The sequence below is a fragment of the Micromonospora sp. PRAS1 genome (assembly GCF_059553435.1).
Genome location: NZ_JCANNB010000025.1, coordinates 17,325 through 43,745, shown reverse-complemented (window position 1 = coordinate 43,745; position 26,421 = coordinate 17,325). Strand labels below are relative to the sequence as shown.

General features: G+C 71.1%; 21 protein-coding genes and 1 pseudogene. 10 read left to right on the top strand and 12 right to left on the bottom strand.

The window, feature by feature from the left end; translation table 11 throughout:
- Window positions 1-6: 6 nt before the first annotated feature.
- Window positions 7-1,755, bottom strand: a complete 1,749-nt coding sequence (locus AC507J_RS22010) for an ATP-binding protein (RefSeq protein ID WP_496291064.1) — start codon at window positions 1,753-1,755, stop codon at window positions 7-9.
- Window positions 1,756-1,976: 221 nt separating this feature from the next.
- Between AC507J_RS22010 and AC507J_RS22005 the strand changes: the two genes are divergently transcribed.
- A complete protein-coding gene (locus tag AC507J_RS22005) occupies window positions 1,977-3,611 on the top strand; it encodes a lipase family protein (RefSeq protein ID WP_496291063.1) in 1,635 nt (544 codons plus the stop codon).
- A 5-nt stretch (window positions 3,612-3,616) separates the two neighbouring features.
- On the opposite strand, the gene AC507J_RS22000 is transcribed toward AC507J_RS22005, so the two are convergent.
- The 3 genes from AC507J_RS22000 to AC507J_RS21990 all read right to left on the bottom strand — a co-directional run bounded on the left by AC507J_RS22000 (window position 3,617) and on the right by AC507J_RS21990 (window position 7,182).
- On the bottom strand, window positions 3,617-4,045 hold the full coding sequence (locus AC507J_RS22000) for a DUF7144 family membrane protein (protein ID WP_496291062.1): 429 nt from the start codon (window positions 4,043-4,045) through the stop codon (window positions 3,617-3,619).
- 1 nt (window position 4,046) lies between these two features.
- On the bottom strand, window positions 4,047-6,329 hold the full coding sequence (locus AC507J_RS21995; protein WP_496291061.1) for a hypothetical protein: 2,283 nt from the start codon (window positions 6,327-6,329) through the stop codon (window positions 4,047-4,049).
- 106 nt (window positions 6,330-6,435) lie between these two features.
- The gene (locus tag AC507J_RS21990) at window positions 6,436-7,182 is read right to left on the bottom strand and encodes a pyrimidine reductase family protein (protein ID WP_496291107.1); all 747 of its coding nucleotides are present in this window, start codon (window positions 7,180-7,182) and stop codon (window positions 6,436-6,438) included.
- Between the two features lie 150 nt (window positions 7,183-7,332).
- Here AC507J_RS21990 and AC507J_RS21985 point away from each other — a divergent pair, with 150 nt between their 5' ends.
- From AC507J_RS21985 to AC507J_RS21960, 6 genes are all read left to right on the top strand, one after another.
- A complete protein-coding gene (locus AC507J_RS21985) occupies window positions 7,333-7,878 on the top strand; it encodes a plasmid pRiA4b ORF-3 family protein (RefSeq protein WP_496291060.1) in 546 nt (181 codons plus the stop codon).
- 274 nt (window positions 7,879-8,152) lie between these two features.
- Window positions 8,153-9,439, top strand: coding sequence for an ABC transporter substrate-binding protein (locus AC507J_RS21980; RefSeq protein WP_496291059.1), 1,287 nt, complete (start codon window positions 8,153-8,155; stop codon window positions 9,437-9,439).
- Window positions 9,440-9,556: 117 nt separating this feature from the next.
- Window positions 9,557-10,522, top strand: a complete 966-nt coding sequence (locus AC507J_RS21975; protein WP_496291058.1) for a carbohydrate ABC transporter permease — start codon at window positions 9,557-9,559, stop codon at window positions 10,520-10,522.
- Window positions 10,523-10,533: 11 nt separating this feature from the next.
- On the top strand, window positions 10,534-11,376 hold the full coding sequence (locus AC507J_RS21970; protein WP_496291057.1) for a carbohydrate ABC transporter permease: 843 nt from the start codon (window positions 10,534-10,536) through the stop codon (window positions 11,374-11,376).
- Window positions 11,373-12,806 carry a GH1 family beta-glucosidase gene (locus AC507J_RS21965; RefSeq protein WP_496291056.1) on the top strand — a complete coding sequence of 478 codons (1,434 nt, stop codon included), beginning with the start codon at window positions 11,373-11,375 and terminating at the stop codon, window positions 12,804-12,806. Before AC507J_RS21970 ends, AC507J_RS21965 begins: the two co-directional genes overlap by 4 nt.
- 81 nt (window positions 12,807-12,887) lie before the next feature.
- Window positions 12,888-13,934, top strand: a complete 1,047-nt coding sequence (locus tag AC507J_RS21960) for a LacI family DNA-binding transcriptional regulator (RefSeq protein WP_496291055.1) — start codon at window positions 12,888-12,890, stop codon at window positions 13,932-13,934.
- Window positions 13,935-13,986: 52 nt separating this feature from the next.
- Here AC507J_RS21960 and AC507J_RS21955 read toward each other — a convergent pair whose 3' ends face one another.
- Together AC507J_RS21955 and AC507J_RS21950 are read right to left on the bottom strand one after the other, a co-directional pair.
- The gene (locus AC507J_RS21955; RefSeq protein ID WP_496291054.1) at window positions 13,987-15,222 is read right to left on the bottom strand and encodes an acyl-CoA dehydrogenase family protein; all 1,236 of its coding nucleotides are present in this window, start codon (window positions 15,220-15,222) and stop codon (window positions 13,987-13,989) included.
- Window positions 15,222-16,343, bottom strand: a pseudogene (locus AC507J_RS21950) (phosphotransferase family protein); the annotation flags it as partial. The pseudogene AC507J_RS21950 and the gene AC507J_RS21955, both read right to left, overlap by 1 nt.
- 373 nt (window positions 16,344-16,716) lie before the next feature.
- Between AC507J_RS21950 and AC507J_RS21945 the strand changes: the two are divergent.
- Together AC507J_RS21945 and AC507J_RS21940 are read left to right on the top strand one after the other, a co-directional pair.
- On the top strand, window positions 16,717-17,418 hold the full coding sequence (locus AC507J_RS21945) for an ACT domain-containing protein (protein ID WP_496291053.1): 702 nt from the start codon (window positions 16,717-16,719) through the stop codon (window positions 17,416-17,418).
- Window positions 17,419-17,529: 111 nt separating this feature from the next.
- On the top strand, window positions 17,530-18,747 hold the full coding sequence (locus tag AC507J_RS21940) for a GNAT family N-acetyltransferase (protein WP_496291052.1): 1,218 nt from the start codon (window positions 17,530-17,532) through the stop codon (window positions 18,745-18,747).
- 294 nt (window positions 18,748-19,041) lie between these two features.
- Here AC507J_RS21940 and AC507J_RS21935 read toward each other — a convergent pair whose 3' ends face one another.
- The 3 genes from AC507J_RS21935 to AC507J_RS21925 form a co-directional block, all read right to left on the bottom strand.
- Entirely contained in the window at window positions 19,042-19,866 is an 825-nt protein-coding gene (locus AC507J_RS21935; protein WP_496291051.1) for an LPXTG cell wall anchor domain-containing protein, read from the bottom strand.
- A gap of 306 nt (window positions 19,867-20,172) precedes the next feature.
- Complete coding sequence (locus AC507J_RS21930; RefSeq protein WP_496291050.1) at window positions 20,173-20,367, bottom strand: DUF397 domain-containing protein; 195 nt, start codon at window positions 20,365-20,367, stop codon at window positions 20,173-20,175.
- A complete protein-coding gene (locus tag AC507J_RS21925; RefSeq protein ID WP_496291049.1) occupies window positions 20,355-21,101 on the bottom strand; it encodes a DUF5753 domain-containing protein in 747 nt (248 codons plus the stop codon). Before AC507J_RS21925 ends, AC507J_RS21930 begins: the two co-directional genes overlap by 13 nt.
- A 428-nt stretch (window positions 21,102-21,529) precedes the next feature.
- Between AC507J_RS21925 and AC507J_RS21920 the strand changes: the two genes are divergently transcribed.
- Window positions 21,530-24,523, top strand: a complete 2,994-nt coding sequence (locus tag AC507J_RS21920) for a glycoside hydrolase family 9 protein (RefSeq protein WP_496291048.1) — start codon at window positions 21,530-21,532, stop codon at window positions 24,521-24,523.
- 119 nt (window positions 24,524-24,642) lie between these two features.
- Here the strand turns inward: AC507J_RS21920 and AC507J_RS21915 are convergent, their stop codons facing one another.
- Genes AC507J_RS21915 through bioB form a run of 3 tightly spaced genes read right to left on the bottom strand, consistent with a single transcriptional unit; the run spans window position 24,643 to window position 26,382 of the window.
- A complete protein-coding gene (locus AC507J_RS21915; RefSeq protein ID WP_496291047.1) occupies window positions 24,643-25,149 on the bottom strand; it encodes a GNAT family N-acetyltransferase in 507 nt (168 codons plus the stop codon).
- 1 nt (window position 25,150) lies between these two features.
- Complete coding sequence (gene bsaP, locus AC507J_RS21910; RefSeq protein ID WP_496291046.1) at window positions 25,151-25,381, bottom strand: biotin synthase auxiliary protein BsaP; 231 nt, start codon at window positions 25,379-25,381, stop codon at window positions 25,151-25,153.
- Window positions 25,382-25,386: 5 nt separating this feature from the next.
- On the bottom strand, window positions 25,387-26,382 hold the full coding sequence (gene bioB, locus AC507J_RS21905) for a biotin synthase BioB (protein WP_496291045.1): 996 nt from the start codon (window positions 26,380-26,382) through the stop codon (window positions 25,387-25,389).
- Window positions 26,383-26,421 lie beyond the last annotated feature (39 nt).

Genomic DNA, 26,421 nt, shown 5'->3' with positions numbered 1-26,421 from the left:
TCCTGCCTAGAACGGGATGTCGTCGTCGGTGCCGCCGCCGGAGGCCACCACCGCGAACGGGTCGGCGGACTGGGTGAGCGAGCGCAGGGTCTGCGGCGGCGCCGCACCCGCCTCGGAGACGCGGGTGGCCCAGGCCGGGAAGGGGAAATCCAGGCAGAGCGGGACGGGAATGTCGGGCTGGTTGACGAACATGGTGCCCGGCTTGGCCAGCAGCGCCCGCTGCCGCTGCGCCGGCGGCAGGAAACCGTACTCGGGCCGGGACGCCTCGGCCGGGTCGAGCCGGCCCACCACCCGGATCGCCGAGTTGGTGACGATGCGCCGCTCCACCTCGCTGGCGGTCTGCTGCGCGCCGATCAGGATGACCCCGAGCGAACGCCCCCGCTCGGCGATGTCGAGCAGCACCTCCTTGATGGGGGAGGAGCCTTCCCGGGGGGCGTACTTGTTCAGCTCGTCGAGCACCACGAAGAGCAGCGGCTTGGCGCCCTGCTTCTCCTTGTTGTCGAACTCGGTCTTCAGCGTCACGCCCACCACGAAACGCTGCGCGCGATCCGGCAGGTTGTGCAGGTCGACCACGGTGACCTGGGCCGACTCGGCGGTGTTGATCGAGTGCGGGCGGCGGCTGGCCAGGTCACCCCGGATCAGCCGGGACAGGTCCTTCTTGCTGCCGATCAACCGGCGGGCGAAGGCGTTGACCGTGCCCAGGCCGACTGCGCTTCCGGCCCAGTCGCCCCGGGTCTCGTCGTCGCTGAGCTGCTCGACGATGTGGTCGACCAGGTCTTCGTAGCTGCCCAGCCGGGTGCCGTCGATGCTGACCCCGCCGTCGGCGGGCTGGGCGTAACGGGCCAGGTGGGCGGCGACCGAGTGCACCACCATCGTGTACTGCTGGCGTTCGTCGTCGGCGTCGGCGAAGACGTACGGCAGGAGGCGCTTCTCGCAGAACTCGGTGAGCGTCCAGTAAAAGCTGTCCACGCCGGTCAGCCGGTTGTGCACGTCGGGAGTGCCGGAGGAGTCGCCGACCCGGGGCGGGGCGTAGACCCGCACGTCGGGAAAGGCGTCCGCGACCAGACCGAGCCGGGCGTACGCGGCCCGGGTGGCGTCGTCCAGCCGGGCGTTCGGGTGGTCGAGGAAGAGGAGATCCTCCCCCTTGACGTTGAAGATCAGCGCCTTGGCGTTCACCGCGTCGCCGCCCAACTGCCCGGACCGGAAGACCGAGTAGAGCAGAAAGGTGGCGAAGCTGGTCTTGGTGGCCACCCCGGAGATGCCGGAGATGGAGACGTGCGCGCCCCGGGTGCCGTCGAGGAAGTCGGCGTTGAGGTAGACCGGCACCCCGTCGCGGCCGATGCCCATCGGGACCCGCCGTTCCATCCGGTCGAAGTGCAGCGCCCGGGCCCGGGCGTCGCCCTCGGCCCGGTGCACCACGGCACCGGGCTGCGGCGGCACGTAGAACTCCGGATCGACCCGGGTGGTGGTGATCTCGGCGGCCTCCTGCACCTGGGCGGGGAGCGTGCCGTCGGCGATGGCGAACACGTCGGAGTCGAACTGGGCGCCCTCGTGCCGGGCGCGGACCTGGGTGACCACGCCGGCGATGGTCACCGGCTCCCGGTCGGGCAGCTCACGGCGGGTCACCACCACGTCGTCGAGCTGGAGGTAGCTGCCGGGGGAGACCGCCGTCCAGAACTGAAGGGGAGTGGCGTCGGCGGTGCCGAGCACCCGACCGACCCCCTCGCCCGGGCCGTCGAACCCCTCGTCACTCATCGGGCAGCTTCTCCTCGGCTGGTCGTCGCGGGCGGCACGCCCCCTGCATCCTGCCGGAGGAGTACGACAGGCCGCCACGCGACGCGGCGGAGACCACGTCCTGGCATCGCGGCGACCGCGTACCGCGACGAACCCACGACGGGGCGTGCGTCGGTCTGGGTGGAACCGCGACGCGGGCCGCCCATCCCGGGGGATCCTGTGGGTGGCGAGAACGGGGGGAAATGGCGGAGCGGCGCAGGCTGACCTGGCTACTGGTGCTCGCCGTCGCACCGGTGGTCGCGGAGACGGCGGTCCTGCTCGGTGTCGGTTTCCACGCCGCCCGGCCATTGTCGCCGCAGGCCACGGCGGTCTGGCCGTACGACTCGTACCACGACCTGCGCTGGCTGCTGGTCTACCACGACTCCTGGGCCACCTTCCTGCTCGGACTGCTGGCCATGCTGGGGTTGCGGGGCCTGCTCACCACCGGCATTACCGTCCTGGCCTGGCCGGCCGAGGCGACCCGGCCGGCGTGGCGCTGGCTGCTCTGGCGCAATCTGGCGATCGCCGCGCTGACCGCCGTGATCGTCTCGCCGTGGGCGGCGCTCTCGGTGGCGTTCTCGGTGGTGGCGCTCTCCTGGTACCTGCTCGCCTCGCTGCTGCCGATGTTGCTGCTCGCTCCCTTCCTGCAACGTGCCGGCGTGGTGGCGGGCTGGTGGCGAGGACTGCCGTCGTTGCCGCTGCTGGGGTGGCCGGCGCTGAACTTCGTCGTGCTCACCCTGGCCGGTGCCCTGATCGCGAGCACCCCGGCGTGGACCGACCTACCGATCGCCGGCCTCGCCGGGGTGGCGAACGGGTTGCTCTGGCGGCAGACCGTACGTGCCGCAGTGCTGCCCGCGCGGATCCACTGGGCCCGGGTCCCGGTGGCACCGATGGTGATCGTCCTCGTCGTGCTCGGGGCGGTGGCCGCCCAGGGGGTGATCGGTCTGGCGGTCGGCGGTGAGCAGCAGTGGCGACCACCCGTGGTCACCCAGATGCTCCCCGACCGGGTCCGGCACGCGGTGATCGTCCTCGCCGGGCACGATTCGAGCTGGGACGGCACGCCACCGGTCGACCCCCGGGTGGCGCGCTTCTCCTATCTCGGGCTCGACGAGGACGGTGAACCCCGGCCGTACGGGCCGCACGCCACCCACCGGACGCTCGGCTCCAGCGCGGCGCTGCTCGCCGCTCAGGTCGACGTGGTGCACCGCCGCACCGGTCGGCCGGTGGCGCTGGTCGGGCAGAGCGAGGGCGCGATGGTCATCCGTACCTACCTGGAGAAGCGGCCGCAGCCGTCACCCGTGGACACCGCGCTGCTGTTCAGCCCGCTGGCCCGCCCGGGGCGGGCCTACTATCCGCCGCCCGGCCACCCCGGCTGGGGGATGGTGACCGGCTGGGAGTTGCGGCTGCTCTTCGGCGCGTCGAACCTGTTCCGCGAGGTCGACAGCAACCCGGACGAACCCTTCGTGCGCTCGATCATGGCCGACGCGCCCTTCTACCGCAGCCGTACCCTCTGCCCCGTTCCCGGGGTGCGGATGATCGCCTTCCTGCCTACGGTCAGCGCGGTGGAGACGCCGCCCGGCGAACAGTCGGGCATACCCGTCTACGAGCAGCCGGCCTTCCACGGCGGCCTGCTCGGCCGGCAGACCGTCCAGAACCGGTTGGTCGACTTCATCGCCGGTGATCCGGTCGACGAGCCACAGCGCGAGTACGACGTGCTGCAACGGATCGGCGCGGCCTGGCAGGCACCGCCGCTGCTGCTGTCGCTGAACCCGGTCTGGGGCCCGACCAAGCGGGAGGATGATCCGGCTCGTACCGGCCGGGTCTGCGGGGGCCGGTGACGGAGCTACCGGGTGGTGCCGGCGGTGACTTCGCCGCCCGACGGTGCCCGGAGGTGGCGCACCAACAGCCGGACGGCGGCGGCGTAGAGCGACACGGCGATGGCCGCGTGGACGGGCAGGTAGGGCAGAACGACGACACCGATGGCGATCCCGGCGACGGCGCAGCCGATGCCGCCCAGCACCCACCGTCGCCGGCCGGTGAGCACCGCCAGCCCCGCCAGCAGCGCAGCGGTGCCGACGGCCAGGTGCAGCCAGGCCCAGCCGGTGACGTCGAGGTGGTGGATGCCATCCTCGGCCAGCACCACGTACGGGTCGGTCATCGTCCTGGCGTACGCGGTGAGCACGTCGATGAGGCCGGCGCCGGCCAGCAGGGCAGCGCCCAACCTCGGCCGTGCCGGTGTCACCGTCGCGCCGCCGGCCGATGGCGTCCGCACGTCAGGCACCTCCGGCCGCGACCGGAGCCGAACCGGTCCCCGCAGCCGGTTCGAGCCGGCCCGCCAACTCGCGCACGGCCGCCTCGTACGTCGGGTCCGTGTGGTACGGCCAGTGCCGGTCGATCGCTGGCGGCACGGTGTCGTCCGGTGGCACGGTGACGGCGTGCGGGTCGCGCAGCCGTCGGTCGACGGTGCCGGCCGGCCCCGGGATCCGGGGGCGTTGGCCGGGCCAGTGGGCGGAGAAGAGCGGGCCGCCGATCGGGTCGGTGTCCCGCCACAGGTTCACCCACCGCCAGCCGATCCGGTCGCCGGTTTCGTGCAGCACCGAGTCACCGAGGAAGGCCGGGCAGAGCCGGGCGTAGATCCGGTGCAGCGGACTGCCGTGGGTCAGCAGCGCCACCCGGGGCAGCACCTCCGGCGGCAGCTGGAGCACGGTGGCGGTGGCGATGACGGAGCCGTGCGAGTGCCCGGAGAGGATCACCCCGCCCCGGCCGCTCAGCGCGATGATCCGCTTGGCCAGCTCCGGCACCGCCCGTTCCGCGTAGCAGGGTGGTGCGAACGGATGCACGGTACGCGGCCAGAAGGTGCCGAGGTCCCAGATCACCGCCACCGTGCGCCGGGTGCCCTGCGAGCGGTAGGAGAGCAGCCCGATCACCAGGATCCCGAGCGCGATCAGCCCGATGACGTAGATCCCGATGTCGGTCAGCAGCGCGAGTTGGGTGGCCGTCCTGCCGTCCGTCCTGGCCAGGTCGCTGCTCAGCTGGGACGGCCCGATGTTGAGCAGGTCCAGCGCCACCGTGGTGACCCCGAGCAACGACAGCACCAGGAACGTGATGAATACCGGTCCCAGTTGTTCGGCGAGCGCGGACCGGGCGACGACGTCCCGGACGGTGGTCCGTCGGGACAGCGCCTCCGGTGGCGGGTCGGGGAAGTCCCGCCGGACGATCTCCTCGGCGACCCGCCGGCGTCGACGCCGGGTGGCCAGGCTCCGCCAGAGGAGCGTGGCGGCGACGACCAGCACCGCCGCCAGCCCGGCCAGGGCCGCCCACCGGTAGGTGACCGGCGGCTCCAGCGGCGGCGCGCCGGGCCGGTTCGGCCGGACCGGGTTCGGGATGTCGCCCCGGTCCAGGAAGTCGGCCACCCGGTAGACCAGGGCGGCGGAGAACCCGGACGCGGCGGCGATCGCCGCGGCGGCGAGCACCGGGGTGGCCAGTCCGCTCAACCAGGACGAACCGCTGTCCCGGCTGCGGTGCCGCTGGTGCATGGTGGTGACGACCAGGATGGCCAGCAGAACGGCCTGGATCGTGACCAGTAGGGCGACCGCGGTCTCGTAGCCGGGCAGCTGCCCGCGTGGTGGTTCCGGCTCCAGCGGCACCACCGTGTAGAACAGCGCCAGCACGGTGAGCCCGACGGCGGCCAGCCGCAGGGCCCGGATGCCCCGCAGGTCGACCGGCCCCCGGCCGGGCACGTCGGTCGGGATCCGGGCGGGTAGGCAGAGCAGCACGGCGCCGGCCGCCAGCAGAAGCCAGGCCAGGACGTAGATGACGTACCCGACCGTCGTGGGATGAAGGTGGAGTTGTGCGCCGAGCAGCATCGTGGCGAGCGTGCCGAGGCCGATCGCGAGGTGGATGGCGCGCAGTCGACGCACCACGAGCGCGTCGTTCCAGAAGCCGGGCAGGTCGATCCGGTCCTCGCCACCGCTGGTGCGGTCCTGCCCACGGGCCGCGGGGAACGCCTCGAAGGCGCGGGCGGAGCGCTCGCCGAGCCACCAGAGCAGCCGCAGCGCACCGATCGGCACCAGCGCGAGCAGCGCCAGTCGCGGCCCGAGGGGCAGGTCGCCCAGCCACCCCAGGTAGCCACGCCCCGCAAGGCAGGGCCGGTAGGGCGCGCACTGCCAGCCGATGATGTCGACGGTCACCCCGACGATGGAGAGGACGAAGGCGGCGGTCAGGCTGGCGGCCAGCAGCCGGCACAGCGGGCCGATCAGCCCGCCGGTTCCGCCGGTCGCCGGCCTGGCCCAGGGGGCGAGGTTGACGAGCATGAACGGCAGCAGGAACAGCAGCGAGAGGGTGCGGGCGGCGGCACCGGCGGTGAGCGCACCCCAGCGGTACGCCTCCACCTTCAGCCCGCCCGGCCGGTCGCTGATTCCGAAACCGGGCCGGGGGCGGTAGAAGCCGGCGTTTGTGTCACCGGCGACCCGGCTCACCACCGGGTGGTCGAGCAACTCCTCGGCGGAGGTGCCGGAGACCCCGTGCACCCGTAGCTCGACCACCTCGTGCGCCAACGCCCCCCGCCCTTCGGCAACTGCCGATCCCGGTTCACGCTAGTGAGCCGGCCGGGCCCCCGGGCACGTTTCGACCACCCGTCACCTTCGGGCGTGACGTCGACCATCAGGTGCGGGCGTACCGCAGCAGCAGGGTGCCGTCGCCGGCGAGCAGGACGTGGCGCAGCGGCAGCCCGCGTACCGGGCCGGGGTGTCCGGCGGTGATCCGGCCGGCGCCGGGGCCGGCGAGCAGCGGGGCGACCGAGAGGCAGACCTCGTCCACCAGGTCGTCGGCGGTGAGCGCGCCGAACAGTTGCGGGCCACCCTCGCAGAGCACCTGGTGGAGCCCGCGTCGGTGCAGCTCGGCCAGGCCGGCGACGAGGTCGACCCGGTCGGTGCCGCAGCGCACGATGTCGGCCACGTCGGCCAATCCGGGTGGGGCCGGCGGGCCGTGGCGGGTGAGCACCACCGGGCGGACCGGCGCGTCGGCGAAGGCCGCCTGTGCGGGGTCGAGGTCCAGCCGACCGGAGACCACCACGAGCGTGGGGTAGTCGGCCAACCCGTGGTCGCGGCGCCAGGCCCGGCGCGCCGGGTCGAGGCGGAGCGCCCGGTAACCCTCCTGGCGCAGCGTGCCGGCCGCCACCAGCAGCGCGTCGCAGAGCATCCGCAGCAGCCCGAAGAGTCGCTTGTCGGGTTTGCCGGAGAGGCCGGCGGAGTAGCCGTCCACGCTTACCGCGCCGTCGACGCTTGTCACGAAGTTCATCCGCAGGTGCGACGTGGCAGCGCGGCGGTAGTGCTCGATCAGCGTCTCGTCGTCGACGGGCGTGGGTGACGGGTCGGGCCAGAGCGCGGAAATCGGGGCCTCGGCGGTCATTCGCTGGCCGGACCGGTAACCGGAGGGGCGGGTCGAGGGGTACGGTGCTGGCAGTCGCACCAGTTCCGGCCCGGGCAGTCGTCGTGCCGCCGTGTCCGGCACGCTCGGCAGATCATGCTCGCAGCCTATGCCGAGGGAGGATGGGACAGCATGCCGCGTCAGATCTTCCAGCTGAGGATCGCCCTGTCGGGAGTACGGCCGACGATCTGGCGCCGGGTGCTCGTGCCCGGTGGGTACACCTTGGACCGGTTGCATCGGGTGGTGCAGCACGCCGTCGGCTGGCGCGACTGCCACCTGCACGCGTTCGAGATCGACGGCATGCAGTACGGCGAGCCCGACCCGCAGGGCGAGTTGGCCGTGCACGACGAGTTGGACGTCCGGCTGGATGCGGTGCTCGGCAAGGGCAGCCGGTTCCACTACACGTACGACTTCGGCGACTGGTGGGAGCACGACCTGCTGGTGGAGGACGTCTTCACCGCCGAGGCGGACGAACGCTATCCGACCTGCCTGGACGGCGAGCGGGCCGGCCCGCCGGAGGACGTCGGCGGGCCGCAGGGCTATCTGCTGCTGCTCACGGCACTGGCCGACCCGGAGCATCCCGAGCACGCGGCGATGCGGGACTGGGTGGCGGAGGGCTTCGATCCGGCGGCTTTCGACGCTGGCCGGGTCGCCACGCTGCTGCGTCACCTCTGCTGATCCGTTGCGGACACCGTCAACGCCGAGATGATCTTTACCTGCTCGGCTGCGAGATGTCCATCGATTAAACCCGTCGAGCGGTAACGATCTGGGAACGCTCCCAGTGGACTATTGACACTCCCGACACCTCCCGGCAATCTCATGGGAGCGTTCCCAAGAGGTGTGGATCACAGTCCCGCCCCGGGGCGCCGCCGCTGGCCGACCAGCTGGCGCCGGCAGACGCTGCGGCACCCCCACCACAAAAATCAGCCTCACCATCGAAAGAGGGCCCAGGATGAGCCTCACCACGCGGCGTTCCCGCATGGCGGCAGCCACCCTGGCCGCGATCACCGCTGTCGGCGGTCTCGCGGCCTGCGGTAAGGACGACGACGAACCGGCCGCTGGCGAGAAGCCCGCCAAGCTGGTCGTCGACACCTTCAGCGAGTTCGGTTACGACGAGCTCGTCAAGCAGTACGAGCAGCAGACCGGCATCAAGATCGAGCTGCGCAAGACCGCCCAGCTCGGTGAGTACCGGCCCAAGCTGGTCCGTTACCTGGCCACCGGCAAGGGCGCGGCGGACGTGACCGCTCTGGAAGAGGGCATCCTCAACGAGTTCAAGGCCAACCCGGGCAACTGGGTCGACCTGAACCCGCTGATCCCCGATCACTCCAAGGAGTACCTGCCCTGGAAGTGGGAGCTGGGCAAGACGCCGGACGGAAAGCTGCTCGGCCTGCCCACCGATGTCGGCAGCCTCGCCGTCTGCTACCGCAAGGACCTGTTCCAGGCGGCCGGCCTGCCGACCGAGCGTGACCAGGTTTCGGCGCTCTGGCCGGACTGGAACGCCTACCACCAGACCGGCCAGAAGTACAAGCAGGCCACCGGCAAGGCGTTCGTCGACTCGATCACCGCGGTCTCGAACGGTGTGCTGTTCCAGCACGGCGGCGATCTGTTCTACGACAAGGAAAACAACATCATCGCGGGCACCAGCCCCGGGGTGAAGAACGCCTGGGACACCGCGACCTCGATGGTGGACATCTCCGCCAAGGCCCAGACCTGGTCGCCGGAGTGGAACGGCGGCTTCAAGCAGGGCACCTTCGCGACCACCTTCTGCCCGTCCTGGATGCTCGGCATCGTTCAGGACAACTCCGGCGCGGAGAACAAGGGTAAGTGGGACGTGGCGGCCGTGCCGGGCGGCGGCGGCAACTGGGGCGGCTCGTGGCTGGCAGTGCCGGAGCAGAGCAAGTACCCGGAGGAGGCGGCGAAGCTCGCCGAGTTCCTGACCAACGCGACCAGCCAGGTGGAGGCGTTCAAGCTCAAGGGCCCGCTGCCCACCAACCTGGAGGCGCTGAAGAACGAGGCGTTCCTGAGCTACACCAACGAGTACTTCAGCAACGCGCCGACCGGCAAGATCTTCGGGGAGAGCGTCGCCAAGATCGAGCCGGTGCACCTCGGCCCGAAGCACCAGGCGGTCAAGGAGAACGCGTACGAGCCGGCCATGCGGGCCTTCGAGGGCGGGCAGGCCAGCAAGGAAAAGGCCTGGGAGCAGTTCGTCAAGGACGCAGCGACTCAGGGTGCCTTCTGAGTGAATCCTGATACCGGTGGCGTTCGGGGACGGGGCCCGGACGCCATCGGTCGGTCCCCATCCGGGTAGCCCCCTGCGCGCGGGCTGCCCGGGCCTTGCCGGCAAAGGAAACAAGTCATGAGCCTCTCGGCCACGACGGCGCCGCCGTCGCCCGCACCACCGCCTCCCGACACAGCGCCCCGGCGGCGGGGAAGTCTGCTCAACCGCTTCGATCTCAAGTACTCGCCGTACCTCTACATCGCGCCGTTCTTCCTGATCTTCGGCGTCTTCCAGCTGTACCCGATGGCGCGTACCGCCTGGATGTCCCTGCACGACTGGGACATGATCGGCGAGCACACCTTCATCGGGCTCGACAACTACATCGCGCTCTTCTCCGACGACTACTTCTGGAACGCGCTGGTCAACACCTTCGGCATCTTCCTGCTGTCGACAATCCCGCAGCTGCTGCTGGCGCTCTTCCTGGCGAACCTGCTCAACCGCACCATGCTGCGGGCCAAGACCTTCTTCCGGATGGCGATCTTCGTCCCGAACGTGGTGTCGGTGGCCGCGGTCGCGATCGTCTTCGGCATGCTGTTCCAGCGCGACTTCGGCCTGTTCAACTGGCTGCTCAGCATCGTCGGAGTGGACCCGATCGACTGGCGCAACCAGACGTGGAGTTCCTGGACGGCGATCGCCACCATGGTCAACTGGCGGTGGACCGGTTACAACACCCTGATCCTGCTCGCCGGCATGCAGGCCATCCCGAAGGACCTGTACGAGGCCGCCGCGATCGACGGGGCCAGCCAGTGGCGGCAGTTCTGGCAGATCACCCTGCCGATGCTCAGGCCCACCTTCATCTTCGTGGTCATCCTCTCCACGATCGGCGGCATGCAGCTCTTCACCGAGCCGCTGCTGTTCGGCAACGGCAGCGTCATCGGCGGTAACCAGCGGGAGTTCCAGACCCTGGCGATGTACATGTTCGAAAAGGGCATCTACAACCTGAGCACCGCCGGTTACGGCGCCGCGGTGGCCTGGGCGATCTTCATGATCATCGTGCTGGTGTCGCTGGTCAACTTCCTACTCGTCCGCCGCTCGGCCAAGTGAGGAGAGATCAAGTGATCTCGGCTTCCCAGCGCCTGTGGCGCACCAGTCCGCTTACCTACGTCGCGCTCGTGATGGCGGCGCTGCTCTCCATCTACCCGCTGTACTACATGGTCGTGATCAGCACCCGCTCGCTGGACGCGATCAACGACGTGCCGCCGCCGATCAGCCCCGGCGGAGCCTTCGGGGACAACTTCGGCCGGGTCCTCGACAACGACGCGGCCAACTTCCTCACCGGTCTGATGAACTCGATCATCGTCTCCTCGGTGGTCACCGTCGCGGTGGTGATCACCGGCTCGCTGGCCGGCTTCGCCTTCGCCAAGCTGCGCTTCCGGGGACGCAACGTCCTGCTGCTGTCGATCATCGTGACCATGATGATCCCGACCCAGATGGGCATCATCCCGCTCTGGAGCATGATGCAGACCCTGGGGTGGTACGACACCCTGTACGCGGTCACCGTGCCGTTCCTGGTCACCGCCTTCGGCGTGTTCATGATGCGGCAGTACGCCATGCAGGCGATCTCCGACGAGCTGATCGAGGCCGGCCGGGTCGACGGGGCCAGCACCTTCCGGATCTACTGGAACATCGTGCTGCCCGCACTGCGTCCCGCCGCGGCCGTGCTCGGTCTGCTGACCTTCATGGAGCAGTGGAACTCGTTCCTCTGGCCGTACGCGATCCTCACCCCGGAGAACCCGACCCTCCAGGTCTCGCTCTCCTTCCTCTCGTACGCCTACTACACCGACTACTCCCAGGTCTTCGCCGCCACCGCGGTCGGCACCCTGCCGTTGGTGATCGTCTTCATCGTCTTCGGCCGCCAGATCATCGGCGGCATCATGGAAGGTGCAGTCAAGTCGTGAGCAACCCCGCCACCCCGCCCGCCGTCGGCGTCCTCGACGAGCGTGCACCGCTTACCTTCCCGCCCGGCTTCCTCTGGGGGGCGGCCACCGCCGCCTACCAGATCGAGGGCGCGGCGGCGGAGGGCGGGCGTACCCCGTCGATCTGGGACACCTTCAGCCACACCGAGGGCCGGACGGTCGCCGGGCACACCGGCGACGTCGCCTGCGACCACTACCACCGGCTCTCCGACGATGTGCGGCTGATGGCCGAGCTGGGGTTGAAGTCGTACCGGTTCTCGGTCTCGTGGCCGCGGGTGCAGCCGGGCGGGTCGGGGCCGGCCAACGCCGAGGGGCTCGACTTCTACCGGCGGCTGGTCGACGAACTGCTCGCCAACGGCATCGAGCCCTGGCTCACCCTCTACCACTGGGACCTGCCCCAGGAGCTGGAGGACGCCGGCGGCTGGCCGGCCCGGGACACCGCCGCCCGGTTCGCCGACTACAGCCAGCTGGTGGCGGACGCGCTTGGCGACCGGGTGAAGTACTGGACCACGCTGAACGAGCCGTGGTGCTCGGCCTTCCTCGGCTACGGCTCCGGGGTACACGCCCCGGGCCGCTCCGACGGGGCCGCCGCGGTGCACGCCGGGCACCACCTGATGCTCGGGCACGGGCTCGCCGTGCAGGCGCTGCGGGCTTCCCGGCCGGACGCGCAGCTCGGCGTTACCGTCAACCTCTACCCGGTGGACCCGGCCAGCGACTCGCCCGGCGACGCGGACGCCGCCCGGCGCATCGACGGGCTGGCCAACCGGTTCTTCCTCGATCCGCTGCTGCGCGGGCAGTACCCCGGTGACCTGATCGCCGACCTGGCCAAGGTGACCGACTTCGGGCACGTCCGGGACGGTGACCTGGCCATCATCGCCACGCCGATGGACATGGTCGGGGTCAACTACTACAGCCGGCACGTGGTGGCCGCGCCGGTGCCCGGCGAGAAGCCGGAGCGCTACTGGCGGGCTCCGTCCAGCTGGCCGGGCAGCGAGGACGTCCGCTTCGTCAACCGGGGTTACCCGGTCACCGACATGGGCTGGGAAATCGACGCGCCCGGCCTGCTGGAGACGCTGCGCCGAGTGCACGAAGAGTATACTGACCTGCCGCTCTACGTCACCGAGAACGGTTCGGCCTTCGTCGACGCCGTGGTCGACAGCAAGGTCGACGACGCCGAGCGGCTGGCGTACTTCGACGCGCACCTGCGCGCCGCGCACGAGGCGATAAACGCGGGCGTGCCCCTGCGGGGATACTTTGCCTGGTCGCTGATGGATAATTTCGAGTGGGCATGGGGCTACACCAAGCGGTTCGGCATGATCTACGTCGATTACGACAACCAGACCCGCATCCCCAAGTCCAGTGCCAGGTGGTACGCGGAGGTGATCCGACGCAACGGTCTGGCCGCACAATAAGGCGATGGCCAGCCAGTAACGGGCGGCCCGGCATCGACGCTGAACCAGATGCCGGGGCCGCCTACGTCGGAGGAGCAGACGATGACAACGCAGCGCACCCGGTCACTCGGGCGCCCGACCCTCGACGCGGTCGCTGCCCGGGCCGGCGTCGGTCGCGGGACGGTCTCCCGCGTGGTCAACGGCTCTCCCCAGGTCAGTCCCGAGGCCCGGGCCGCCGTCCAACAGGCCATCGCCGAACTGGGGTACGTGCCGAACCGGGCCGCCCGGGCACTGGTCACCCAACGCAACGACTCGGTGGCCCTGGTGGTCAGCGAGTCCGGTGAGCGGCTCTTCGCCGAGCCATTCTTCGCCGGCATCGTCCGGGGCGTCAGCTCGGTGCTACTGGAGACGCCGTTGCAGCTCTGGCTGGCCATGGCGCAGTCGCCGCTGGAGCGGGAGCGGGTCGAACACCACCTGACCAACCAGCACGTCGACGGCGTACTGCTGCTGTCGCTGCACGACGCGGACCCGCTGCCGACCCTGCTGGAGGAGCGCGGCCTGCCCACCGTGCTCGGCGGGCGACCGGCTCGGATGCTGCATCCGGAAGCCCAGCCGGCCTCCTTCGTCGACGTGGACAACGCCGGCGGGGCGCGGCAGGCCGTGGAGTTTCTGGCCAGCCGGGGGCGGCGGCGCATCGCCACCATCGCCGGTCCGCAGGACATGGGCGCCGGCCTGGCCCGGCTCTCCGGCTACCGGGACGCGGTGCGTACCGCCGGGTTCGGGCTCAATCCCGACCTGATCGCGTACGGCGACTTCAGCGAGGAGAGCGGCACGACGGCCATGCGCCAGCTGCTGGACCGCTGCCCGGACCTGGACGCGGTCTTCGTCGCCGCCGACCTGATGGCCTGCGGCGCACTGCGTACGCTGCGGGAGGCGGGCCGGCGGGTACCGGAGGACGTGGCGGTGATCGGCTTCGACGACGCGCCCATCTCCCGGCAGACCGACCCACCGTTGACGTCGGTGTTCCAGCCGGTGGACGAGATGGGTCGGCAGATGGCGCGGCTGCTGGTCGCCCGGATCCGCGGCGACGAGATCCCCGACCCGCACCTCGTCCTGGACACCAAGCTCGTCAAGCGCGCCTCCACCTGAGGTGAAAGGAAGGGCCCCCTCTTAACGCCTGCGGTATAGCAGGGGCCCCTTGTTAACGCGACGAACGCGAGGCGGGCTCCGCCCAGCGGCGCAGTTCGCGTTTGGCGAGGCTGGCCCGGTGCACCTCGTCCGGTCCGTCGGCCAGCCGGAGGGTACGGGCCTGGGCCCAGAGCGCCGCCAGGGGAGTGTCCTGGCTGACCCCGGCCCCGCCGTACGCCTGGATCGCCTTGTCGATCACCCACTCGGCCATCGCCGGGGTAGCGATCTTGATGGCCTGGATCTCGGTGTGCGCGCCCTTGTTGCCGACCGTGTCCATCAACCAGGCGGTCTTGAGCACCAGCAGCCGGGCCTGCTCGATGCGGACCCGGGATTCGGCGATCCACTCGCGTACCACACCCTGCTCGGCGAGGGGACGGCCGAAGGCGATCCGCTCGGTGGCCCGCCGGCACAGCAGCTCCAGGGCCCGTTCGGCCATGCCGACCAGGCGCATGCAGTGGTGGATCCGGCCCGGCCCGAGCCGCGCCTGCGCGATTGCGAAACCGGCCCCCTCGGCACCGACCAGGTTCTCCGCCGGCACCCGTACGCCGGAGAACTCGATCTCGGCGTGCCCGCCGTGCGGTGCGTCGCGGTAGCCGAAGACCGTCAGGCCCCGACGGACGGTGACCCCGGGGGTGTCCCGGGGAACCAGGATCATGCTCTGCTGCCGGTGCCGGTCGGCGCCCGGATCGGTCCGGCCCATCACGACGAGCAGCTCGCAGGCCGGGTCCATCGCCCCGGACGACCACCACTTGCGGCCGTCGATCACATAGTGGTCCCCGTCGCGCCGGATCGAGGTGGCGATGTTCGTCGCGTCGGAGGAGGCGACCTCGGGCTCGGTCATGCAGAACGCCGAACGGATCTCGCCGGCCAGCAGCGGGGTCAGCCAGCGCTCGCGCTGTGCGGGTGAGCCGAATTCGGCCAGCAACTCCATGTTGCCGGTGTCCGGCGCGGCGCAGTTGAGCGCCTCCGGGGCGAGGTGCGGGCTGCGTCCGGTCAGCTCGGCGAGCGGGGCGTACTGGAGGTTGGTCAGCCCGGCACCGTGGCGCGGATCGGGCAGGAAGAGGTTCCACAGGCCGCGCCGACGGGCCTCGGCCTGCAACTCGGCCAGCACCGGTGGCCGTGCCCACGGGTCACCGGCGGCGGCGACCTGCGCGGCGTGCACCGCCTCGGCCGGGTGGACGTGCTCCGCCAGGAACTCGGTCAACTCGGCGCGCAACCGCTCGGTGCGCTCGTCGTACGCGAAGTCCATCACGCCTCCCCGAGGGTGCTCAGTCCGTGGGCGACAAGCGGGGCCACCATCGTGCCGATGGCGTCGAAGCCCGCGCCGACGGTCTGCCCGAGGGTGTGCCGGTAGTGGATGCCCTCGCAGATGACGGCGAGCTTGAAGCAGCCGAGCGCCACGTGCCAGTGCAGCGGGCCGACGTCCACGTCGCTGCCGGCGGCGTACCTGTCGATCAACTCCGCCCCGCTGGGGAAGCCGGCCTGCGGCCCGAGTGCGTCCGCGACCGGGTTGCCGCCGCCGTTGCCCTCGTCCTCGCGGTCAAGGCCGTTGCCGTTGCCGTTGCCGTCGCCGTCGCGGTTGCGGTTGCGGTCGCCGTCGCGGTCGCGGTCGCGGTCGCCGTTGCCGTTGCCGTTGCCGTTGCGGTCGCCGTCGTGGTCGCCGTTGCCGTCGCCGTCGCCGTCGCCGTCGCCGTCGCCGTCGCCGTCGCCGTTGCCGTCGTGGTCGCCGTCGCCGTCGCCGTCGCGGTTGCGGTCGCGGTCAAGGCCGTCGCCGTCGCTGTTGCCGGCATCGTCGTGATTCGGGTCGCCGAGCACGGTCCAGTAGGTCAGCAGCAGGCCGAGGTCGGCCAGCGGATCGCCGAGGGTGGCCATCTCCCAGTCGAGTACCGCCGTCACGGTGACCGGGTCGACGGTGGCGAGCAGGTTGTCCAGCCGGTAGTCGCCGTGCACGATGCGGCAGGCGTACCGGCCCTCGGGTGCGCTGGCGGCGAGCCGGTCGCGCAGTTCGTCGATGCCGGGCAGGGGCCGGCTGCGGGAGCGGTCCAGCTGCCCGGACCAGCGGCGGACCTGTCGGGCGAGGTAACCCTCGGGGCGGCCGAAGTCGGCCAGGCCGACCGCCGCCGGCTCGACCGCGTGCAGCGCGGCGAGGGTGTCCATCATCGCCATCGCCAGCCCGTGCCGCTGCCCGGCGGTGAGCCGATCGGTCTGGGCCCGGCTGCGGAACACCTCGCCGGGCACCTTCTCCATCAGGTAGAACGGTGCCCCGATCGGTTCGCTGTCCGGGCAGAGCAGCACCGCCCCGGGCACCGGTACGTCGGTCGGGGCCAGCGCCGAGATCACCCGGAACTCGCGAGCCATGTCGTGCGCGGTGGCCAGTACGTGCCCGAGCGGTGGCCGGCGCAGCACCAACTCCTGCTCGCCGGTCCAGAGCCGGGTAGGTCAGGTTGGACCGGCCGCCGGCGATCAGCTGGGCCCGCAGCGCTCCGGTGACCATCTCGGGCCGGTGCGCCGCGAGATAGTCGGTGAGCCGGTCGAGATCCAGACCGGCGGGGGAGCCGGCGGTCGGGATCGGGGTCTCGTCCGCCGGATCGGTCATCCGGACAGTCCATGGCAGCTCGTGGGGCTTGTCAAGGTCAGGTTTAGCCCTGGGGACATGCCGCCGCAACGGGGACGAAATGGTCAAGTGTCAGGCTGCTGGTCAGCCTGCCGGCACTGTGCCGGCCCGCCGAGCGGAGGGTTTGCGATGTTGCTGCGCGTTCGGGTCACCCTGCCGGACCGTCCGGGAACGCTCGGTCAGGTGGCCCGCACCCTCGGGGTGTCGGGCGCGGACATCGTGCAGGTGGTCGTGCTGGAGCGCCTCGGCGGGCGCGCGGTCGACGACTTCACCGTGGTGTGGCCGGGTGCCGCGCGGGTGGAACGCCTGCTGGCCGGTCTGGCGGCGATCCCCGGGGTCCGGGTGGACGGCGTGTGGCGGGCGATCGGCGCGCCCACCACCACCGGCCAGGACGCCGAGCTGCTGGCCCAGGTCGCCGCCAACCCGGCCGACGGGCTGGCCACCGTGGTCGACGCGGTGCCGGGCCTGCTCGCCGCCGAGTGGGCGGTGGCTGCGGTGGTACCTGTCGACTGGGCCTCCCGCAGTGGTGGCGGTGGGGCGACGGTGGGACACGCCAGTTGGCGTACGCCCGTACCGCCCCGGCTGCCGGAGGTGACGCCGCTGCGCGCCCGGTCGATGACCATGCCCGACGGTGGTCACTTCGCGGTGGCGCCGTTCGGTCGGGCCGGGCTGGTCCTGGTGGTGTCCCGGGAGCACAGCGAGACCCTCAGCCCAGCCGCGTTCCACTCCACCGAGGTGGACCGGCTGGCCCAGCTGGTACGGGCCAGCGCGGTGATCCTTGGTGACCGGCTCGACCTGGTCGGTAGCCCGCCGGTAAGCGCCAACCCGTGACCTCGCCGGAGCGACTGTGACGCAGACCGCAGGGCCGGTCCCGGCCGGACACGGCGGGGCAACCGTCCCGCAACAGCAGGCCGCGAGGGTGGCACGGGAAGGGAGGCAACCATGACGCTGTGGCGGATCCGGGCCACCGTGGACGACCGACCGGGTTACCTGTCGGTGCTCACGGCGAGCCTCGCGTTGCGCGGAGTCAACATTCTCAGCGTGCAGGTGCACACCACCGAAGGCGGTGCCGTCGACGACTTCCTGGTCGACGCGCCGGACACCCTCGACGAGGCGGAGCTGATCGCCGCCGTGGAACGGGGCCGGGGCCGGCACTGCTGGGTGGCGCGCAGCGAGGCGCGCGGCCTGGCCGACCAGCCGACCCGGGTGCTCGGGCTGGCCGCCCGGCTGGTGCACGACCCGGACGCCACCGGGGAGGTGCTGCGGGCCCTGCTCGGCGCGGACGAGGTGACCTGGCGACCCGTGCCGGCCGCCAGCCGGTCGGGGATCGACGGCATGACGATGCTGCTGGCCGACCCGAACGGCGGCTCCTACCTGCTGAGCCGGGTCGCGCCGAGCTTCACGCCCGCCGAGTACGCCCGGGCGCAGGCACTGCTGGAGGTGGGTGCCGCCGCGGCCCGCCGTACCGCCGAACAGGTCACCGTGGTCCTGCCGGACGGTGCCGAGCTGATCGTGCGTCCGGCGGTGGCCGACGACCTGGCGGCCGTGGTCGAGCTGCACCAGGCCTGCTCGGCGCGTACCCGCCAACGCCGCTATCTGGGCGGTGCGGCACTGCCCTCCCCGGCCCGACTGCGCCGGCTGCTGGAGCCGACCCGAGGGCTGGCCCTGATCGCCGCGACGACCGGCTCCGACGGGGCGGCGGAGTCGGTCGTCGCGATGGCGAATCTCCTCGCCGAGGGCGACGAGGCCGAGCTGGCGCTGCTGGTACGCGACGACTGGCAGCGGCGCGGGCTGGGCTCGACCCTGCTGCGGCGGTTGACCCGGCAGGCCGAGTCGGCCGGCTACGCGGCAATGGTGCTGCACGTCCAGGCGGAGAACACGCCGATGCTGCGTACGCTGCGCCGGCTGTCCCGGCCGACCCGCATCGAGCGGGACAACGGCCTGATGACGCTCACCGTGCCCCTCACCGCCGACCTGCGGGGCGAGCGGCCGGTCGCGGGAGCAGGCACCGACCTGCGGGGTGAGCGGCGGGTCGCGGGAGCAGGCACCGACCTGCGGGGTGAGCGGCGGGTCGCGGGAGCAGGCACCGACCTGCGGGGTGAGCGGCGGGTCGCGGGAGCAGGCACCGACCTGCCGACCCCGGTGCCGAGCACCGGCTGACGACCAACCTCGCGACGCCGATGGAGAGCACACGGCCGACGACGAGGAAACAGATGACCGACCTCCGGTGCGGAGGCCGGTGAGGAGGGCAGGGACCCCGGTTCGGGGACCCTGCCCTCCGCCTCGCTCCCTCCGCACCCCCGACTCCTCGCGTTGACCATGAGGTTAGCGGCACTTTGAAGATCAACTACTGCCGTCAACCTCATGATCAACAGGGGGGTGGGGTGGGGGTGGGGGGATGGTCGAGTACGGCCGCCGGAGGGACGCCGGCGGCCGTACTCGGGTGGTGACGGGTTAGCTGGTGAAGGTGACTCCGCGCCTGCGGCGGAGAGCCAGCAGGGCTGCGCCACCGCCGATCAGTCCGGCGCCGACCAGGGCCATGGTGACCACGCCCGCGCCGGTGACCGGCAGGTCGCTGCCCCCGTCCGGGCTGCTCGACGGGCTCGCCGACGGTGATTCGGGGGTCGTCGGGGTCGGGGTCGGCGATTCGGAGGTGGTCGGGGTCGGCGATTCGGAGGTGGTCGGGCTCGGTGACTCGGGGGTGGTGGGGCTCGGGGTGGGTGATTCGGGGGTGGTGGGGCTCGGGGTGGGTGATTCGGGGGTGGTGGGGCTCGGGGTGGGCGACTCGGAGGGCGACGGGCTCGGGCTCGGTGACTGCGTGGGCTTCGTGCCGGCGCAGGTGTGGCTCAGGTTGAACCGGTCGCCCGTGCCGCTGATCGTGGCGCTGCCGTCGACCAGGGTCCAGCCCGCCGGGGTGAACAGGTAGGCGTGGATCACCCGACCGCCGGCCGAGTAGAGCGCGTCCGGGTAGGCATCACCGGCGTCCGGCACCTTGATGTCGACCGTGCCGCTGCCGTTGTCGAAGGTGAGGGTGAGCTGCTCGAAGCTGCCTGCGGACGGGCCGCCGGGGAGCACGAAGTGCCAGCCGTCCTGGTTGGCCGCTCGTCCCGCGAACCGCTCGTCGTCGCACTCCTGCGAGAAGCCGGCCGCGGTAGAACCCTTGTGCGGTGAGTGAAGGGAAATATCGGTGCTCGCCCAGGCGGGTACGGCGAGAGTGAGTATTGCTGTGACGGCGGCACCGGACACGACCGCGCGCGCCACATGGCGACCCTGTGGCATCAGGAGGGCTCCTCCGGGGAAGGTGAGTCGAAAGCGAGCACATGTTCGCACTCACACCGCTCGCTGTGATCTCGGGCGAACGGTTTGACCTGCGCAGACCCACAGTCGCCAAAGCGTGGAGGAGGGTGATTTCGGCGCCCGGGCGCGCGTGTCGATGTAACGCGAAACGCGGCCCGGACGCCGTGGCTGCCGCTGCCGCTGCCGCTGCCGCTGCCGCTGCCGCTGCCGCTGCCGCTGCCGCTGCCGCTGCCGCTGCCGCTGCCGCTGCCGCTGCCGCTGCCGCTGCCGCTGCCGCTGCGGCTCGGGTCAGGCCCGGGCGGTGAACCGGGTGATGAACAGCCGCCACGCGGTGGGGTCGAAGGTCAGCGCCGGGCCGGTCGGATCCTTCGAGTCGCGTACGCCGACCACGCCGGGCAGGTTGTCGGCGACCTCAACGCAAGCCCCGCCGTTGGAACTGCTCCGGGTGCTCTTGCGCCACTGGGCGCCGGTCAGGTCAGCCATGCTCGCTCCCTGAGGAAGTCGATGGACTGGTCGCGCGGAAGCGCCACCGACCTCACGCTATCCCAGACCGCCCAGAGTGGACTGACCTCCTTGGTGACCCGCCCCTCGGCCTGATCGTCCAGGTAGCCGACGTCCTCGCCGTCCGGCATGGTGGCGATCACGAACTGCCCGGCCTGGCCGGGATGCAGCCCGGCGGCGAGCGGCAGCACGTGCACCATGAGGTTCGCGCGCTGCGCCATCGTGACCAGGTGGTCGAGCTGCGGCTCCATGATCTCGGGTGCGCCCCGGCGCAGCGCCGCCTCGTCGATCACGAAGACGGTCAGCGGCGGCTGGGGCCGGTTGAAGACCGTCGTCTGCCGCTCCAGTCGCACCGCGACGTGCCGTTCGGTGTCGCTGACCAGCGGCCCGCAGGCGAGCACGGCCCGCGCGTACGCCTCGGTCTGGAGCAGGCCCGGGATAACCGAGGACTCGTACCATCGCAGCCCGACTGCCTCCCGCTCGATCTGGGTCCAGGGCAGGAACCACACCGGTTCCCGGCGTCGCAGCGCGCCCGGCCAGAGGTCCTCCATCTCCCGGCCCAGGAGCTTGGCGACCTGGGCCCGGTGCCGGGTCTGCGGCACCAGCCCCGGGTTCATCCATCGTGCGGCCGTCTTCGGGTCCACTCCCACCCGTGCGGCGAGGCTGTCGGCGGTGTGGCCCGCCTCCATCATTGCTAGTTGTACGGCCCGGTTCATCCCTCTCCCCACCCAGATCATCCGCTATGCCTACCGCCACCCTCCTACGTGTAGTCACTGCTTCGCAACTCTCTGCGAGAAGCTTTTCTGCGGGACATCGCCACTCGGCACCTACACGCCGAACCCCCTATGCCGCAGCCGTTCCCTTTGCTCTGCTTCAACCCACGCAATGGTCTGCCGCTGAAACCGTTGCGTCCGGTGAAGCAGAGCAAAGGGCGCGCATCAGGGTGGAGGGCTCGGGTGGGAGTGGCCTCGGGCTCGGGCTTCACAAGGCGTGGCTGGTCGGTTTACATTGTCAGCTATCCATGGGAGCGCTCCCGGTCCCCGGAATGAACCCCCACCACCACCTCCGCCGGCAGCCGTTCTGCCCGCCGGTCCGTGCTCGCGTCCGGCTTGTGCTGCCTGCCCGCTTCGACAGGAGCCGTCGAATGCACATCAGATGGCCGCGCCGCGCCGGCGCCGCACAACCCCGAACACTCTCCGCCGGAACCAATCGGCGCCCGTCCCGGCCGCCGCACGGCGCGCAGCTGTCGCGTCGGCTGTTGACAAGCGGAACGGCGTTGTTGACCGGGCTCGCGCTCGCGGTAGGCGTACCCGCTAACGCTTCCGCCGCCGCGCCGAACGCCGGATCGGACGCCCCGACCGGCGGGTCCGCCGCGGCGTCCGCAGGAACCGCTGCCGCGCCGGCCTTCAACTATGCCGAGGCGTTGCAGAAGTCGCTGCTGTTCTACGAGGCGCAGCAGTCCGGCAAGCTGCCCGACTGGAACCGGGTCTCGTGGCGCGACGACTCGGCGCTGCGGGACGGCTCGGACGTCGGGCTGGACCTCACCGGAGGCTGGTACGACGCCGGTGACCACGTCAAGTTCGGCTTCCCGATGGCGTTCAGCACCACCATGCTGGCCTGGGGGGCGGTGGAGTACCGGGCCGGGTACGCCGCCTCCGGCCAGCTCACCCACCTGCTGAACAACCTGCGGTTCGTCAACGACTACTTCATCAAGGCGCATCCGTCGCCGAACGTCCTCTACGGACAGGTCGGCAAGGGCGACGACGACCACAAGTGGTGGGGGCCGGCCGAGGTGATGCCGATGGCGCGGCCCGCGTACAAGATCGATGCCAGCTGCGGCGGCGCGGACCTGGCGGGGGAGACGGCGGCGGCGATGGCCGCGTCGTCGATGGTGTTCCGGCCCACCGACGCCGCCTACGCCGACAAGCTGCTCACCCACGCGCGGCAGCTCTACACCTTCGCCGACACGGTGCGGAAGTCGTACCACGAGTGCATCACCGACGCGACAAGCTTCTACCGGTCGTGGAGCGGCTACCAGGACGAGTTGGTGTGGGGCGCGATCTGGCTGTACCGGGCCACCGGTGACGCCGCGTACCTGACCAAGGCAGAGAGCGAGTACGACCGGCTCGGCACCGAGCCGCAGACCACCACCCGCTCCTACAAGTGGACGGTGGCCTGGGACAACAAGCAGTTCGGGGCGTACGTGCTGCTGGCCAACCTGACAGGCAAGCAGAAGTACGTGGACGACGCCAACCGGTGGCTGGACTTCTGGACGGTCGGCGTCAACGGCGAACGGATCCGGTACTCGCCCGGCGGGATGGCCGTGCTCGACTCCTGGGGTGCGCTGCGCTACGCGGCAAACACCGCGTTCGCCGCGCTTGTCTACAGCGACAAGACCACCGACGCGACCCGCAAGGCCCGCTACAAGGATTTCGCCGTCCGGCAGATCAACTACGCGCTCGGCGACAACCCGCGCAACTCCAGCTACGTGGTGGGCTTCGGCGCGAACCCGCCGAAGAACCCGCACCACCGCACCGCGCACGGCTCCTGGTGGGACAGCATGACCGTGCCCACCGAGACCCGGCACACCCTCTACGGCGCGCTTGTCGGCGGGCCCTCCTCGCCCAACGACGCGTACACCGACAACCGGTCGGACTACGTGATGAACGAGGTCGCCACCGACTACAACGCCGGCTTCACCTCCGCGCTGGCCCGGCTGACGCAGGAGTACGGCGGCACCCCGCTGGCCAACTTCCCGGTCCCCGAGCGGCCGGACATCGACGAGCTGACCGTGGAGACCACGGTGATGCAGAACGAGACCCGGTCCACCGGCATCAAGGCGATCATCTACAACAAGTCGGCGTTCCCGGCGCGGGCGCTCACCGACGCCAAGTTCCGCTACTACTTCCGGGTGCCCGGCCTCGGCCTCTCGCCGGTGGTGGTCACCCCGGGCTACACCCAGGGCTGCCCGTCGCCCAGCTCGGCCCGGAACGTCCGAGGCGATCTCTGGTACGTCGAGGTCGACTGCACCGGGCACACCATCGCCCCCGCCGGCCAGTCCCAACACCGGATGGAGGTGCAGTTCAAGGTCGGCGTGCCCGAGGGCGTCGCCTGGGACCCGAGCGACGACCCGTCGTACCAGGCCACCGCCGGGCCGAACCGCAAGGTGCCGCTCTACGTCGGCGGCGTACGGGTGTGGGGCGAGGAGCCGGCCTCCAGCGCGGACACCACGCCACCCACCGTCCCCGGCACCCCGGTGGCGACCGCCGTCACCTCCCGCTCGGTGAGTCTGACCTGGCCAGCCTCCACCGACGCGGACAGCGGGATCGACGTCTACCACGTCAACACCCACGTGGTCGGCAGCGACACCTACAGCTGGTATCCCACCAGCACGAACTCGCTTGTGCTGAGCGTCTCCCCGGCGCGCACCTACGAGATCACCGTGCTGGCTCGGGACAAGGCCGGCAACACCTCGGCCACGTCGCCGAAGCTGACCGTGACCGTACCGGCCGTCGACGACGGCGACACCGTCCCGCCGAGTAAGCCGGGTTCGTTGACGGCGTCGGCGATCACCTCGACCGGAGCGACGTTGACCTGGACCCCGTCGACCGACAACGTGGGCGTCACCGGTTACCGGATCTACCGTACGGAGCTGGGCGCGGTCCTGATCGCCACGGTCACCGGCACCAGTTACACCGTGACCGGACTGCGCCCGGAGTCGACGAACTACTTCCATGTGGTCGCCATCGACGCGGCCGGTAACGCCTCACCGCCGTCGGATCTGGTGACCGTGACCACCTCGGCGCCGCTGCCGACCTCGCCGTGCCGGATCGGCTGGAGCACAAACGACTGGGGCACCGGCTTCACCGCCAACATCACCATCACCAACACCGGCACGACGGCGATAAACGGCTGGACGCTTGCCTTCACCTTCCCGAACGCCGGGCAACGCGTCGGCCAGGGCTGGTCGGCGACGTACCAGCAGACCGGCACCGCGGTGACCGCGACCAACCTCTCCTACAACGGCAACCTGGCACCGGGCGCGTCGACAAGCATCGGCTTCAACGGCACCCACAGCGGCACCAACCCCAGACCCACCGGCTTCACCCTCAACGGCTCCACCTGCACGATCTCCTGAGGCCGTCGTCGTCCTGACCCGGTTGACCAGGAAGTTCTGGTCGGGCTCCGCCCGGATCCTGACCAGAACTTCCTGGTCATTTCCTGTCCAGGCCGGCGTGGGGGCGGGGCCGCCGGGCGTCAGGTCAGTTCGTTGGCCAGGAGGTCCATCAGGAGGCCGTCGTGCCAGCGGCCGTCGGCGCCGCGCTCGTAGCGGCGCAGCACACCGACCGGGCGGAAGCCGACCTTTGCGTACGCCCGGATCGCGGCGGTGTTCGCCGCCGCCGGATCGATTGTGAAGCGGTGGTGGCCGTGGGCGTCGATCAGGTGCCGGACCAGGGTACGGATCGCGTCGCCGCCCAGCCCGGCACCGCGTACCGCCGGGTCGAGGAAGAGATCCATGCTGGCGTGCCGGTAGTCCGGGTCCTCCTCGGCGTACCACTGGATCGCGCCGATCACCCGGCCACCGTGTTCGATCGCGTACACCGACAGGCTCTCGTCGGCGAGGTCGGTGGCGACCGCTGCGGCCAGGTCGTCGTCGCCGCGCCACCAGCGGCGTACCTCCGGCTCGGCGCGGATCGCGGCGAGCGCGGGCACATCCTCGGCCGTCGCCGGTCGCAGGGTCACCGCCCGTCCGCGCAGCAGCATCTCAGCCCCGCGCCTCGCCGTGCTCGACGCAGACCGCCGACCAGCCGACCGGCAGCACCTGCACCTTCATTCGGCGGCGGCAGTGGGCGCAGTACCGGGGCGGCTCCAGCGCCCGGGCCGCCGCGCACCCCTCGTGCGTGCCGGTGCCGGCGGCCTCGCCGCACCTGTCACACCACTGCCCGCCGGCACCGACGGCGGTCGGGTCGCCGGCCGGCAGCACTGCGTCACCCATTCGCGTCACAGCGTCGCCGAGAGCGCCTTGACCGGCATCTTCAGGTCGTCGAGCAGCTTCAGGTCGTCCGTCGCGGGCCGCCCGAGGGTGGTCAGGTAGTTGCCGACGATCACCGCGTTGATCCCACCGAGCAGCCCGTCCCGGGTACCCAGGTCACCCAGGGTGATCTCCCGGCCGCCCGCGTACCGCAGGATGGTGCGCGGCATGGCCAGCCGGAACGCGGCGATGGCCCGCAACGCGTCCTTGCCCTCGACCACCGGGCGGTCACCCAGCGGCGTGCCCGGGCGGGGGTTGAGGAAGTTGAGCGGCACCTCGTGCGGGTCCAGCTCGGCCAGCTGCGCGGCGAACTCGGCCCGCTGCTCCACCGTCTCGCCGAGGCCGAGGATGCCGCCACAGCAGACCTCCATGCCCGATTCGCGGACCATCCGCAGGGTCTCCCAGCGCTCCTCCCAGGTGTGCGTGGTGACCACGTTCGGGAAGTAGGAGCGGCAGGTCTCCAGGTTGTGGTTGTACCGGTGCACACCGATGGCGACCAGCTCGTCGACCTGCTCCTGGGTGAGCATGCCCAGCGAGGCGGCGACCTGGATGTCGACCTCGGCCTTGATCGCCGCCACGCCCTCGCGCAGCTGCTTCATCAGCCGGGCGTCCGGACCGCGTACGGCGGCCACGATGCAGAACTCGGTCGCGCCCGTGGCGGCGGTCTGCTTCGCCGCCTCGACGAGCGACGGGATGTCCAGCCAGACCGAGCGCACCGGCGAGGCGAAGAGGCCGGACTGCGAACAGAAGTGGCAGTCCTCTGGGCAGCCGCCGGTCTTCAGCGAGACGATGCCCTCGACCTCGACCTCCGGGCCGCACCAGCGCATCCGCACCTCGTGGGCGAGTTGGAGCGCGGCGGGCAGGTGCTCGTCGGGCAGGTTCAGCACGGCGAGGACACCGGCCTCGTCGAGGCCGACGCCGTTCTCCAGGACCCGGGTCCGGGCCTGGTCGAGGATCTCTGGCATGGGTCGTACCCTACAAGGCCGCCGGGCGGCGACAAACGG

Bases quoted from the DNA above. Each gene is read 5' to 3' on its own strand.
- AC507J_RS21955 (WP_496291054.1), bottom strand. From the start codon at position 15,222: ATGGACTTCGCGTACGACGAGCGCACCGAGCGGTTGCGCGCCGAGTTG.
- AC507J_RS21945 (WP_496291053.1), top strand. From the start codon at position 16,717: ATGTTGCTGCGCGTTCGGGTCACCCTGCCGGACCGTCCGGGAACGCTC.
- AC507J_RS21985 (WP_496291060.1), top strand. From the start codon at position 7,333: ATGCCGCGTCAGATCTTCCAGCTGAGGATCGCCCTGTCGGGAGTACGG.
- AC507J_RS21960 (WP_496291055.1), top strand. From the start codon at position 12,888: ATGACAACGCAGCGCACCCGGTCACTCGGGCGCCCGACCCTCGACGCG.
- AC507J_RS21930 (WP_496291050.1), bottom strand. From the start codon at position 20,367: ATGGCTGACCTGACCGGCGCCCAGTGGCGCAAGAGCACCCGGAGCAGT.
- AC507J_RS21990 (WP_496291107.1), bottom strand. From the start codon at position 7,182: ATGACCGCCGAGGCCCCGATTTCCGCGCTCTGGCCCGACCCGTCACCC.
- AC507J_RS22010 (WP_496291064.1), bottom strand. From the start codon at position 1,755: ATGAGTGACGAGGGGTTCGACGGCCCGGGCGAGGGGGTCGGTCGGGTG.
- AC507J_RS21940 (WP_496291052.1), top strand. From the start codon at position 17,530: ATGACGCTGTGGCGGATCCGGGCCACCGTGGACGACCGACCGGGTTAC.
- AC507J_RS21920 (WP_496291048.1), top strand. From the start codon at position 21,530: ATGCACATCAGATGGCCGCGCCGCGCCGGCGCCGCACAACCCCGAACA.
- AC507J_RS21915 (WP_496291047.1), bottom strand. From the start codon at position 25,149: ATGCTGCTGCGCGGACGGGCGGTGACCCTGCGACCGGCGACGGCCGAG.
- AC507J_RS21935 (WP_496291051.1), bottom strand. From the start codon at position 19,866: ATGCCACAGGGTCGCCATGTGGCGCGCGCGGTCGTGTCCGGTGCCGCC.
- bioB (WP_496291045.1), bottom strand. From the start codon at position 26,382: ATGCCAGAGATCCTCGACCAGGCCCGGACCCGGGTCCTGGAGAACGGC.
- bsaP (WP_496291046.1), bottom strand. From the start codon at position 25,381: ATGGGTGACGCAGTGCTGCCGGCCGGCGACCCGACCGCCGTCGGTGCC.
- AC507J_RS22005 (WP_496291063.1), top strand. From the start codon at position 1,977: ATGGCGGAGCGGCGCAGGCTGACCTGGCTACTGGTGCTCGCCGTCGCA.
- AC507J_RS21980 (WP_496291059.1), top strand. From the start codon at position 8,153: ATGAGCCTCACCACGCGGCGTTCCCGCATGGCGGCAGCCACCCTGGCC.
- AC507J_RS21975 (WP_496291058.1), top strand. From the start codon at position 9,557: ATGAGCCTCTCGGCCACGACGGCGCCGCCGTCGCCCGCACCACCGCCT.
- AC507J_RS21925 (WP_496291049.1), bottom strand. From the start codon at position 21,101: ATGAACCGGGCCGTACAACTAGCAATGATGGAGGCGGGCCACACCGCC.